The following is a 12,967-nucleotide window of genomic DNA, read 5'->3' on the forward strand; positions in this document are numbered from 1 at the left end:
GGCATCGCGGCGCGCATGGCGCCGCTCACCGCGCGGCGCATTCGGACGCGAGCCGTCCCACCACCTTCAGCGCATCCTCGATCTGCCGCGACCACGGATAGCTGTAGTTGAGACGGATGAAGTGCCGGTAATCGGCGCTCGCCGAGAACATGTGGCCCGGCCCGATCGTGATGCCCTGTGCGAGCGCGAGCGCATACAGCTTCATCGCATCGACCGGCGGCGGCAACTCGACCCACAGCACATACCCGCCTTGCGGCTGCGACAATCGCGTGCCTTCCGGGAAGAAGCGCCGCACCAGCGCGCTCATCAGGCTCGCCTGCTGCGCATACTGCTTGCGCATGCGCCGCAGGTGGAAATCGTAGCCGTCGTACTTCAGGTATTCGGCGATCGCGAGCTGCTCGATCGCTGGCGTCGCGAGCGTGTTCAGGAATTTCAGCTTCTCGACCTGATCGCGGTAGCGGCCGGGCATCGCCCAGCCGATCCGGTAGCGCGGCGACAGGCTCTTCGTGAACGACGCGCAGTGCAGCACGAGGCCGTGGCGGTCGTACGACTTCAGCGCACTCGGCGTCGTGTCGCCGTAATGCAGCTCGTGATAGACGTCGCTCTCGATCGCCGGTACGTCGTGCTTCGCGAGCAGCTCCACGAGCGCACGCTTGCGCGCATCGGGCATCTGGAAGCCGAGCGGGTTGTGGAAATTCGGCATCACCATGCAGGCGGCGATGCGCTCGCGCGCGAGGATCCGTTCGAGCGCGTCGAGATCGATGCCGTCGCCCGGATGCGTCGCCACTTCGAGCGCACGCATGCCCATCCGTTCGATCGCGTGCAGCATCGCGTAGAACGTCGGCGACTCCACCGCGATCGTGTCGCCGGGCTTGGCGACGGCCTGCAGGCACAGGTTGATCGCTTCCGTCGCCCCGATCGTCATCACGATCTCGCCCGGTTCGACCTGGATGCCTCGCTCCGCGTAGCGCCGCGCGATCTGGCGGATCAGTTCCTGGTTGCCGGGCGGCAGATCGTCGATCACGCCCCAGCGCGTGCGGCGCCTGCCGATCGCCTGCGCGTAGCGCGCAAGGCGCTGCACCGGGAACTGCGACGCATCGGGATACGGCGAACCGAGCGGCACCGCATCGTCGCGCGCGATCGAGCGCAGCGTCGACAGCACGAGCCGGCTCACGTCCACCGCCGACGGCTCGGCGGCCGGTGCCGACACGTGCAGCTCGGCCGCCGCGGGCACCGTGGCCCGCGCCCGCACGAAGTAACCCGACTGCGGCCGGCTCTCGATCAGCCCGCGGCTCTCGAGCACGAGATACGCGCGCAGCACGGTCGTCACGCTGAGCTGCTGCTGCCGGCTCGCCTGACGCACCGACGGAATCCGCTCGCCGGGCCGGTACACGCCGCGCTCGATCTGCGCCTGCAGATCGTCGGCCAGTTGTTCGTAACGCTTCACGCGCCTCCCTTTCAACTTCCCTTCAACAACACAGTTGCGGCCCGCATTGCCTGACTGGCCGCAACTGTACTCTTTTTTGAAGACGAAAGGTGTACACACAGCGGCGCGCGCACCGCGCGTACTCTCCGTGCATCGATCCCGACACACGCATCATGAAAAAGAAATCCGCCGCCGCGCGCATCGAACCCTACACCCACCCGGCCGCCGGCTGGGGCGCGCTGAAAGCCGTCACGATCAACCTGATCAAGGAGAAGGTCGCGGGCGGCAACTACCGCACGCTGCTGCGCCAGAACCAGCCGGACGGCTTCGACTGCCCGGGCTGCGCGTGGCCCGACCGCCAGCATGCATCGACGTTCGAATTCTGCGAAAACGGCGTGAAGGCCGTGGCCGCCGAGGCGACGAGCAAGCGCGTGACGCCTGAATTCTTCGCCGCGCACACCGTCACCGAACTGCTCGAACAGACGGATTTCGAACTCGAACAGCACGGCCGCCTGACCGACCCGATGGTGTACGACGCGCGGACCGACCGCTACGTGCCGATCGCGTGGGACGACGCATTCAAGCTGATCGCGCGCCACCTGCGCGCGCTGCCCGACCCGAACCAGGCGGCGTTCTACACGTCCGGCCGCGCGAGCAACGAGGCGGCGTTCCTGTACCAGCTGCTCGTGCGGATGTACGGCACGAACAACTTCCCCGACTGCTCGAACATGTGCCACGAGGCGACGAGCCGCGGGCTGCCGGCGTCGGTCGGCGTCGGCAAGGGCACCGTCACGCTCGACGATTTCGAGCACGCGGACACGCTGCTGATCTTCGGCCAGAACCCGGCAACCAACCATCCGCGGATGATGGGCGAGCTGCGCGAATGCGCGAAGCGCGGCGCGACGATCGTGTCGATCAATCCATTGAAGGAACGCGGGCTCGAGCGCTTCGCCGATCCGCAAAGCCCGCTCGAAATGCTGACGATGTCGGGCACCAACATCGCGTCGACCTTCATCCAGCCGACGATCGGCGGCGATTTCGCGCTGATCAAGGGCATGGCGAAGCGCGTGCTCGAACTCGACGACGCCGCGCGCGCCGCCGGTGCGCCGCGTGTCGTCGACACCGCGTTCATCGACGAGCACACGGCCGGCTTCGATGCGTTTGCCGACGATCTGCGCAACGAAAGCTGGTCGGCGCTGACGGCCGAAAGCGGCGTGCCGTACGAGCAGATCGACGGCCTCGCACAGCTCTATGCGCGCAGCCAGCGCGTGATCGCGACCTGGGGGATGGGCATCACGCAGCACAAGCATTCGGTTGCAACCGTGCAGATGCTGACGAACCTGATGCTGATGCGCGGCAACATCGGTCGCCCCGGCGCGGGCCTGTGCCCGGTACGCGGCCACTCTAACGTGCAGGGCAACCGCACGGTCGGCATCGAGGAAAAACCGTCGCAGGCGTTCCTCGACCGGCTCGGCCACGTGTTCGACTTCACGCCGCCGCGCCACCACGGCTACGACGTCGTCGAAACCATCGAAAGCATGCTCGAAGGCCGCGTGAAGGTGCTGATCGGTCTCGGCGGCAACTTCGCGATGGCGACGCCCGACACGCCGCGCACATGGGAAGGCATGCGCCGCTGCGATCTGTCCGTGCACATCACGACGAAGCTGAACCGCAGTCACCTGATCCACGGCCGCGATGCGCTGATCCTGCCGACGCTCGGCCGCACCGAGATCGACCTGCAGGACAACGTCGCGCAGGGCGTGACGGTCGAGGATTCGATGAGCATGGTCCACGTGTCGTACGGAATGAACAAGCCGGCGTCGCCGAACCTGATGTCGGAGCCCGCGATCGTCGCGCACATCGGCCACGCGCTGTTCGGCAGCGGCAAGATCGACTGGCTCGCGTACAAGGACGACTACGCGAAAATCCGTGACGCGATCGAGGCGACCGTCGACGGCTTCCACGACTACAACACGCGTATTGCGCGGCCGGGCGGCTTCCACCTGCGCGTCGCGTCGCGCGATCGTGAATGGCTGACGCCGACGGGCAAGGCGAACTTCATCGCGCACGCACTGCCGACCGATACGCCGATCCAGCGCGCCCGCGCGCTGCACGGCGCGCGCTTGATGACGCTGATGACGACTCGTTCGCACGACCAGTACAACACGACCGTCTACGGGCTCGACGATCGCTATCGCGGCGTGTACGGCCAACGCCGCGTGGTCTTCATCAATCGCGACGACCTCGCGATGCTCGGCCTGAAGGCCGGCGAATGGGTGGACATGGAAACGGTGTGGCACGACAGCATCGAGCGGCGCGCGGACGGTTTCCTGCTCGTCGAATACGACATTCCGCGCGGCTGCATCGGCGCGTACTACCCGGAAACGAACCCGCTGGTGCCGCTCGACAGCGTCGGCGACGTATGCAACACGCCGACGTCGAAGTCGGTGCCCGTGCTGTTGCATCGCGCGGCCGCGCCGGCATCGGCCGCCGCCTGACGGAGCGCCGCGATGATCGTTCGGCCGCGCGAGCACTGGGTTCGCATGCTGCTCGTCTGGAACGGATCGGTGCTGCCGACCATCCTGCCGCAACTCGTGCTGACGCTCGCGATCAGCCTGGTCGCGGTCTGGGGCGGCGGCCGCGTGCTCGGCGAGAAGGTGCCGTTGAACCCGACGCCGTTCACGCTGATCGGCCTCACGCTCGCGATCTTCGCGGGGTTTCGCAACAACGCGAGCTACGAACGCTATCGCGAAGGACGGCAGCTGTGGGGCGGCGTGCTGACTGCCACGCGCACGCTGGTGTCGCAGGCGCTCTGCTACGGCGCGATCGACGGCGACGCCCACGCACGTCAGGCGTTCGTCCGCAAGGTCGTCGCGTTCGTGCATGCGTTGAAGCATCAGCTGCGCGGCACCGATCCCGCGGCGGACCTGCGCACGCTGCTCGACGACGCGACCTGTGCACGCATCGCGGCCGCCCGGTTCGCACCGGTCGCGATCGTCCACGAGCTGCGCGAAGCGTTCGCCGCGCGCGCCGACGCCGGCCATCTCGCCGATACCCGACTGTGGATGCTCGACGCGCGCCTCGACGATCTCGTGTCGATGGTGAGCGGCTGCGAGCGCATCGCGTCGACGCCGATCCCGTTCTCGTACGACGTGCTGCTGCACCGGACCATCTACGCGTACTGCGTGCTGCTGCCGTTCGGCCTCGTCGACTCGATCGGCGCCGCGACGCCGTTCGTGACCGTGTTCGTGGCCTATACGCTGATCGCGCTCGATGCGATCGCGCATGCGATCGCCGAGCCGTTCGGGGACGGACCGAACCACCTCGCCCTCGACGCGATGACGCGGACGATCGAGCGCACGCTGCTCGAACTGAACCGCGAACCGTTGCCGGCGGAACTGACACCGGGCCCCGCGTATCGGCTCACCTGACGGGCTCGACGGCCGACGCGCCACGCACGCTCCGCCCGCCAGGCCGCTGTAATGAAGACTTGCAATCGATACAGCCGGAAACGTCAACAGCCGCGGCCCTCGCAGCGTTTTTTCGACAAGCGCGCACGTTTCGTGACGCGCAACGACAGGAGAAAACGTCATGCGAGCCCTTACCCGCCATCTCGCGATCGCCGCCACCCTGATGTCGGTGCTGACCGGCACCGCGTTCGCCGAAACGCCGTGGCAGCAAGCGCATCCGCGCCGTGAAGAGGTCAACCAGCGCCTCGCCAACCAGAATCGCCGGATCCGTCACGAAGTGAAGGAAGGCGAGATGTCGCACGCCCGGGCCGCGCGCCTGCATCGTGACGACCGCAGGATCCGCCAGGAAGAGCGGGACATGGCCGCGCAGGATCACGGCCACATTACGCAGAGCGAAAAGCACGTGCTGAACCAGCAGGAAAATGCGGTCAGCCACAAGATCGGCCAGTAACGCCGGCAAGCGTCGATTCGCCATCGCTTGAAACGCCCGCTGCCGCGATGCGGCAGCGGGTGCTTGTTGTATCGAATCGTTTCAGCAGGCAGATCGCGTCGAATGCCGCGGGTATACTCCGACGTCAGCCGCCACCCGAATCGACCGTCATGAACGGCACGATTGCGGCGGTTTCGTCGCGAAGCTCCGCGTTTCGCGTACCCCGCGCCCCCAGCCTCGACACGAGACACACGACGATCCCGATGATGAAACGATTCCTGCTGCTCCTTCCCGCCGCCCTGCTCGCCGCCTGCGGCTCGACGCCCTCGTCCGATTCGGCCGCGTCCGGTTCGGCACCGATGATCTACGTGTCGTCCGCGCGCCCGGCCTATGCGATCGCAAACTGCCTCGACAGCCGCCTGTCCGGCACCGAGCAGTCGCAGCACAACGGCGTGACCGACATCACCGTCGGATCGCGCTCGTATTTCGTCACGCTGACGCCGTCGGGCAACGGTTCGGTCGTCAAGGTCGTGCGCGGCTCGGGCAACGAGCCGGCCGAGGAAGCGATGCGCTTCGCGATCGCGCGCTGCGTGATCTGACCGCCGCCGGTGCCGGGCGCCCCGCCCGGCCCGCACCCCGCATCATCCGGGCGCCGACCTGCGCGCCCGTCGAATTATTTCATCCGGGCTGCCGTCGATGAGAGAATCGCACCACGATTCCCTTTCCACGGAGCCCGCATGAAGCATCTGCTGTCCCGGCTGTTCGTCAGCGCCGCGCTCGTCGCACTCGTTCCGGCGCTGCCGGCGCAGGCCGCGACGCCGCCCGGCATCTTCGTCGTCGCCACCCAGCTCGGCGAATTCACGACCCTCGATCCGAGCGAAATCTACGAACTCGTGCCGTCCGAGTACGTCGCGAACACCTACGAACGGCTCGTGCGGGTCGACCTGAAGGATCCGACGCGCTTCGACGGGCAGATTGCGCACTCATGGACGGTCGGCGCCGACGGCGTCACCTACACGTTCAAGCTGCGCCCCGGCGTCACGTTCCACTCGGGCAACCCGGTCACCGCCGACGATGTCGCGTGGTCGCTGCAGCGCACCATCCTGCTCGACAAGGGCCCGGCCGGCGTGCTCGCCGATCTCGGCCTCACGAAGGCGAACGTGATGCAGAAGGTGCGCGCGATCGACGCGCAGACCTTCGTGCTCGAAACCGACCGCAAGTACGCGCCGAGCTTCGTGCTCAACGTGCTGAGCGCGTGTCCGGCGTCGGTGCTCGACAAGAAGCTGCTGATGTCGCACCAGCAAGGCAACGATTTCGGCAGCGCGTGGCTGAGGACCAACGATGCGGGCTCGGGCCCGTATCAGCTCGTCAAGTGGACGCCGAACGAAAGCATCGTGCTGCAGCGTTTCGACAAGTACCGCGCGCCGTACCCGATGAAGCGCGTCGTGCTGCGCCACGTGCCCGAGGCCTCCGCGCAGCGCTTGCTGCTGGAAAACGGCGACGTCGACGCGGCGCGCAACCTGAGCCCCGACAGCCTGGCCGCGCTGACCAAGGCGGGCAAGATCAAGGTCGCGTCGTGGCCGGTGTCCGCGCTGCTGTACCTGAGCCTGAACACGAAGAACCCGAATCTCGCGAAGCCCGAGGTACAACAGGCGATGAAGTGGCTGGTCGACTACGACGGCATCCAGCGCAACATCGTCAGCACGACGTATAAAGTGCACGAGACCTTCCTGCCCGAAGGCTTCCTCGGCACGCTGAACGCGAACCCGTACAAGCTCGACGTCGCGAAGGCGAAGGCGCTGCTCGCGAAGGCCGGCTTGCCGAACGGCTTCGACGTGACGATGGACATGCCGAACGATTACCCGTACCTCGAGATCGCGCAGGCACTGCAGGCGAACTTCGCGCAGGGCGGCATTCGCGTGAAGCTGATTCCCGGCGATGCGAAGCAGGCGATCGGCAAATACCGCGCGCGCCAGCACGACATCTTCATCGGCGAATGGTCGCCCGACTACATGGATCCGAACAGCAACGCGCGCGGCTTCGCGTGGAATCCCGACAATTCCGACCAGTCGAAGACGAAGATGCTCGCGTGGCGCAACAGCTGGGACATCCCGCAACTGACGAAGGACACCGAGGCCGCGCTCGTCGAGCCGTCGCCCGCGAAGCGCGCGCAGCGCTACGAGGCACTGCAGAAGGCCGTGCTCGCGAACTCGCCGTTCGTCATCATGTTCGAGAAGGTCGTGCAGGTCGCGACGCGCCCCGGCACGACCGGGCCGGAAATCGGGCCGATCAACGATCTCGTGTCGTACCGTACGCTGAAAAAGTAAGTCGCGACGCTGCCCGCGCGGCCGGCGATGCCGGCGCGCGGGCGCGGTCATCATCCAACATGCTTCGCTCGGGGACTACGCAATGCGCTCATTACAGGAACTGCGCCTGGAATTTCTCCAGTACAAGATCGAACCGATCGGCTGGCTCGGCGACAGCCCGTCGCGCTTCGACTTCTACACCCGCACCGCGCAAGGTTGCGACAGCATCGTCGAGCTGGGCGTATTCACCGGCCTGACTACCACGGCCTTCATGCTCGCGCAGCCGAAGCGACTCGTATCGGTCGACATCACCGATCAGTATTTCCACATCCAGGACGAGCTGAAGCACGCGGCGAAGGCACTGGCGATCGACTTCGAATTCATGATCGCCGACGATCTCGCGATGGAGCCGCTTGCGTCCGACCTGCTGTTCATCGACACCACGCACACGTACGAGCAAACGCTCGCCGAGCTGAACCGGTTCGGCCCGCTCGCGCGCAAGAAGATCGTGCTGCACGACATGAACACGTCGGGCGTCTACCAGGCCGTATTCCAATGGCTGTGGGACAACAAGCAGTTTCACATCACGTATCACGACAGTCGCGGCTGCGGCGCGGTGGTCTGCGAGCGTCACGTCGGTTATTGAGCCGCGCACGCGCTACGGGAGGCACCATGCATTCGAACGGGCACGCGGTCTGCGTGGCGATCAACGACAACAATCGCGCGTGGTACGAGATGCTCGTGCCGTTCCTGCTGTCGCTGCGGCACACGGGTTACGACGGGCAGGTGGCCGTCATCGGCTACGGGCTGTCCGGGCACAAGCGGCGCATCCTGGAAAGCCAGTCGGTCGAGGTCATCGAAGCATCGAGCACGCATGCGCTGCCGGTCGGCCGCTTCATCGAGGCCGCCGACTATTGCGCGCGCAATCCGCACATCACGAAACTCGCGCTGTACGACGCGGACATCTGGTTCTGCGCGCCGTCGTTCGACCTGTTCTCCCGGATCGCCGACGATCGCCTGTATGCCTGCCCCGACCCGCTGTTCTGCACGTTCGTGGTCACGCCGCTGATCGGCGAGCGGCGCGACGAGCATTGGCGCCTCGTCGTCGACGAGGTGCAGGCACGTCACGGCGGTGCGCTGCAGGCGGGCCTCGTCGCCGGCACGGCCAGCGCATGGGCGCGCTTCGCGACGCATCTGCGCGACTGCGTCGCCCGCATCGGCACCGACTTCCAGGAATGCTTCGGCATCGACACGACGTTCCTGCATCTGTGGAGCGCACGCGGCGAAACCGCATTGCTCGACCCGGTTCAGAACTTCGTCAGCAAGTACGGCATTCACGAATCGTTCGACTCGAGCAACGGCACCACGACACTGCGTTACCAGGGTGAACCGATCCGCGCGCTGCACATGACCGGTGACATCCGCTTCCTCGATCGCTGGCGCTACTACGCGAACCACGTCGACGCCGCGTTGCGCGACGGCGTGCCGTTCGCGCTGTCGGACGGCACGCCGTCGCCGTGCGACACGACCGCCGCGCGCATCGCCGCGACCGCGTTCATGCGTTCATCCGGGCTGACCGTGACTTCCGCCGCGGTCGAGCGCAGCGCGGGCGCATATCTGCAGGCGATCGACGAACCGGGCGGCACGATGGTCGTCGGCAGCGGAAACCACGAGATCGTGTTGACCGCGACCCGCGACATCGCGCGACTGAACGTGTACATCACGCATCCGTCCGGCTCGCCGTCGCCGCTGCGATGCGAGGTGATGATCGACGGACAGGCGCAGCGCAAGGGCACCGAACTGATGGCGCACTTCTGGTATCGGATCGCGGCCGGCACCGTCGTCACGCTGCGCTCGACGAGCCTCGGCGGCCAGCAGTGCAATGCGATCTGGCGGCTGCGCGAGACGTCGGACATGCAGCAGTAGTCGGTGGGCAGCGCGTCGAACGCTTGCGCGCCCGGCGTCAGGCGGACGGCAGGATCTCACCGAGTTACTCAGGGGTATTGACAATGACGTTCGCAGCGGGAATCCAGTGAGGCAATGAGCGCGGTCGCCCGAACTGTCGTCGAAACGCCCCACCCACATCTATCACCCTTCGATACGCGATAGTTTTTATTCGCTGGCGCCCATGATTTTGGCTTTGTTAGATGGATGACAACGAACCACCAAATGACAACGATCTAACACCCCAATGACCTGCGCATTCGCCCACACCGTCGAATCCCGCTTTGCCGAGTTGACGCCGACCGCGAAGCGCATCGCAAGCTACATGCTCGCGAACCTCGATCGGCTCGGCCTCGAAACCGCCGATCAGATCGCGCAGCAGACCGGCACCAGCGGCATTTCGGTCGGGCGGTTCCTGCGCAGCGTCGGTTACCGCAATCTCGACGACCTGAAACGCGAGCTGCGCGGCGGCGGCGATCGCCCGTGGATGATCACCGACCGCCTCGACGAATACCGCCGCGCCGCCACGCAAACGACCGCCGGCGAGCGCGACAGCGATCGCGGCAACAGCGCGCTCGCATCGTCGCTCGACCGCGAGCTCGACGCGATCCGCCACGTATACCGGCTCGCCGAAGAACCCGTGTTCGCGCAAGTCGCGGACCGGATCGCGCATGCCGACGCCGTATTCATTCTCGGCATCCAGTCGACCCGCGGCATCAGCAACGCATTCAGCAGCTATCTCGAATACCTGCGCCCGCGCGTGTTCTATTCCGACGGCCAGTCGGGCTCGTACGTCGATTCGCTGAATTCCGAGTTCGAGCGGCCGTACTGCATCGTCACCGACACGCGCGCCTACTCGCGCAGCGCACGCCGCTATTGCCAGGCCGCTGCCGAACGCGGCCAACCGTTCGCGCTCGTCACCGATCTGTATTGCCCGTGGGCGCGCGAATGGCCGGCCGACCTGCTGCAGGTGAAGACCGACGTCGGCCAGTTCTGGGATTCGCTCGCGCCGCTCACCTGCCTGTTCAACCTGCTGATCACCGCCGTGGTCGACCGCCTCGGTCCCGCGATCGACCGGCGCGTCGCACGCAACCGCGAACTGCAACGCACGTTCGACCAATTCGAATCCTGAGCAAACCGGACCGCCGATGACCCGTCACCGCCTCGTCGAAATCACGCCCGCCACGCATCGCGTCGAGATCGATCTCGTCTACGCGACCGAGCGCAACCTGACCGGCAAGCCGATCTACCGCAACGCGCACTGTCTGCTGCTGGAGCCGGCCGAAGCCGCGTTACGCCGCGCGGTCGACGTCGCCGCGCAGGCCGGCTTCACGCTGCGCATCTACGACGCGTACCGGCCGCCGCAGGCGCAGCAGGTGCTGTGGGATTTCCTGCCCGATCCGAACTTCGTCGCCGATCTCGGCCGGGGCTCGAACCACAGCCGCGGCACCGCGCTCGACCTGACGCTCGTCGGCGCGAACGGCGAGCCGCTCGACATGGGCACCGGCTTCGACGAGATGATCGCGGCGTCGGGCCACTTTCACGCGGGCTTGCCCGAGCAGGTGCAACGCAACCGGCTGCTGCTGCTCGGCGTGATGCATGCGGCCGGCTTCGCGCATATCGACAGCGAGTGGTGGCACTACGAACTTCCCGGTTCGCGCGCGCTGCCGCCGATCGACAACGCGGCGAGCGGCCCGTGGCGCCTGATGTAACGACGTCGCCCAACCTTTTTCATGCACGTTCACGTTCAACGACTCAAACGACAGATGGAGAAGCGCCCATGAAATTCCCGACCTCCCGGCTCATCGCGGCGCTGGCCGCCGCATCCGTGCTCACCGCCGTTCCGCTTTCCGCCGCCCGCGCGGAAACGCCGAAGGACATGTTCGTGATGGCCACGCTGCTCGACGAATTCACGACGCTCGACCCGGGCGAGATCTATGAGCTGGTGCCGGAAGAATACGTCGCGAACACGTACGACCGCCTCGTGCGCGTCGACCTGCGCGATCCGTCGAAATTCAACGGCGACGTTGCGCAGTCGTGGACGGTGAGCGCCGACGGGCTGACCTATACGTTCAAGCTGCGCCCGGGCCTCAAGTTCCACTCGGGCAACCCGCTGACGGCCGACGACGTCGCGTGGTCGATCCAGCGCGCGGTGCTGCTCGACAAGGGCCCGGCCGCCGTGCTGACCGGCATCGGCCTCACGAAGGCGAACGTCGTCGCGAACGTGAAGAAGCTGGACGACCAGACTGTGTCGATCACGACCGACCACAAATACGCACCGACCTTCGTGCTGAACGTGCTCGGCTCGTGGCCCGCGTCGGTGGTCGACAAGAAATTGCTGCTGTCGCACCAGCAGGGCAACGACTTCGGCAACGCATGGCTGAAGACCAACGAAGCCGGCTCCGGCGCGTACAAGCTCGTCAAGTGGTCGCCCAGCGACAGCATCGTGCTGCAGCGCTTCGACGGCTACCGGCTGCCGCTCGCGATGAAGCGCATCGTGCTGCGCCACGTGCCCGAAGCGGCGAGTCAGCGCCTGCTGCTGGAAAACGGCGACGTCGACGCGGCGCGCGACCTGAGCCCCGACGATCTCGCGTCGGTCGTGAAATCGGGCAAGGCGAAGGTCGCCGCATCGCCGCAGGCGACGCTGCTGTATCTCGGCCTGAACACGAAGAACCCGACGCTCGCGAAACCCGACGTGCAGGAAGCGCTGAAGTGGCTGGTCGACTATTCCGGAATCCAGACCAATGTCGTGAAGACAACCTACAAGGTGCACCATACCTTCCTGCCCGAAGGCTTCCTCGGCACGCTGAATTCGAATCCGTACAAGCTCGACGTCGCGAAGGCGAAGGCGCTGCTCGCGAAAGCCGGCGTGCCGAACGGCTTCACGGTGACGATGGACGTGCGCAACGACTATCCGTACACGGAAATCGCGCAAGCCGTGCAGGCGAACTTCGCGCAAGCCGGCGTCAAGGTGCAGTTGATCCCCGGCGACAACAAGCAGACGCTCGCGAAATACCGCGCACGCCAGCACGACATCTACATCGGCGAATGGTCGGCCGACTACATCGACCCGCACAGCAACGCGCAGGGCTTTGCATGGAACCCGGACAACTCCGACAAGTCGAGCTATAAAATGCTCGCCTGGCGCAACAGCTGGGACATTCCGCAACTGACGAAGGAGACCGACGCCGCGCTCGCCGAGCCGACCGCCGCGCAACGCGCGAAACGGTATCAGGCGATGCAGAAGGACATGCTCACCCGTTCGCCGTTCGTCATCATGTTCGAGAAAGTGGCGCAGGTCGCGACGCGTCCCGGCGTGAGCGGACTCGAAGTCGGGCCGATCAACGATCTCGTGTCGTACCGTAACCTGAAGAAGCAATAAGATCCGCCG

11 protein-coding genes are annotated in these 12,967 nt (G+C 66.1%); 10 read left to right on the top strand and 1 reads right to left on the bottom strand.

The window, feature by feature from the left end:
• Positions 1-25 precede the first annotated feature (25 nt).
• Positions 26-1,447, bottom strand: coding sequence for an aminotransferase-like domain-containing protein (locus WS51_RS06360; RefSeq protein WP_059507592.1), 1,422 nt, complete (start codon positions 1,445-1,447; stop codon positions 26-28).
• Between the two features lie 152 nt (positions 1,448-1,599).
• Here WS51_RS06360 and WS51_RS06365 point away from each other — a divergent pair, with 152 nt between their 5' ends.
• From WS51_RS06365 to WS51_RS06410, 10 genes are all read left to right on the top strand, one after another.
• The gene (locus tag WS51_RS06365) at positions 1,600-3,924 is read left to right on the top strand and encodes an FdhF/YdeP family oxidoreductase (RefSeq protein WP_069228808.1); all 2,325 of its coding nucleotides are present in this window, start codon (positions 1,600-1,602) and stop codon (positions 3,922-3,924) included.
• Positions 3,925-3,936: 12 nt separating this feature from the next.
• Positions 3,937-4,857, top strand: a complete 921-nt coding sequence (locus WS51_RS06370; RefSeq protein ID WP_069228809.1) for a bestrophin family protein — start codon at positions 3,937-3,939, stop codon at positions 4,855-4,857.
• 160 nt (positions 4,858-5,017) lie between these two features.
• Complete coding sequence (locus WS51_RS06375) at positions 5,018-5,347, top strand: hypothetical protein (RefSeq protein WP_059545588.1); 330 nt, start codon at positions 5,018-5,020, stop codon at positions 5,345-5,347.
• Positions 5,348-5,592: 245 nt separating this feature from the next.
• Positions 5,593-5,925, top strand: coding sequence for a hypothetical protein (locus tag WS51_RS06380; RefSeq protein ID WP_059507749.1), 333 nt, complete (start codon positions 5,593-5,595; stop codon positions 5,923-5,925).
• A 138-nt stretch (positions 5,926-6,063) separates the two neighbouring features.
• Positions 6,064-7,653 (top strand): ABC transporter substrate-binding protein, encoded by a 1,590-nt coding sequence (locus tag WS51_RS06385; RefSeq protein WP_069228810.1) that lies wholly within the window; start codon positions 6,064-6,066, stop codon positions 7,651-7,653.
• An 82-nt stretch (positions 7,654-7,735) separates the two neighbouring features.
• On the top strand, positions 7,736-8,278 hold the full coding sequence (locus WS51_RS06390; protein ID WP_069228811.1) for a class I SAM-dependent methyltransferase: 543 nt from the start codon (positions 7,736-7,738) through the stop codon (positions 8,276-8,278).
• A 26-nt stretch (positions 8,279-8,304) separates the two neighbouring features.
• Positions 8,305-9,558 carry a hypothetical protein gene (locus WS51_RS06395; protein ID WP_069228812.1) on the top strand — a complete coding sequence of 418 codons (1,254 nt, stop codon included), beginning with the start codon at positions 8,305-8,307 and terminating at the stop codon, positions 9,556-9,558.
• 265 nt (positions 9,559-9,823) lie between these two features.
• Positions 9,824-10,708 (top strand): sap1 transcriptional regulator SapR, encoded by an 885-nt coding sequence (gene sapR, locus WS51_RS06400; protein WP_059507598.1) that lies wholly within the window; start codon positions 9,824-9,826, stop codon positions 10,706-10,708.
• A gap of 16 nt (positions 10,709-10,724) precedes the next feature.
• The gene (gene ddpX, locus WS51_RS06405) at positions 10,725-11,288 is read left to right on the top strand and encodes a D-alanyl-D-alanine dipeptidase (protein WP_059545595.1); all 564 of its coding nucleotides are present in this window, start codon (positions 10,725-10,727) and stop codon (positions 11,286-11,288) included.
• A gap of 68 nt (positions 11,289-11,356) precedes the next feature.
• Complete coding sequence (locus tag WS51_RS06410) at positions 11,357-12,958, top strand: ABC transporter substrate-binding protein (protein ID WP_069228813.1); 1,602 nt, start codon at positions 11,357-11,359, stop codon at positions 12,956-12,958.
• Positions 12,959-12,967 lie beyond the last annotated feature (9 nt).

This window comes from Burkholderia territorii (genome assembly GCF_001718335.1).
GTDB classification, from domain to species: Bacteria; Pseudomonadota; Gammaproteobacteria; order Burkholderiales; family Burkholderiaceae; genus Burkholderia; species Burkholderia territorii.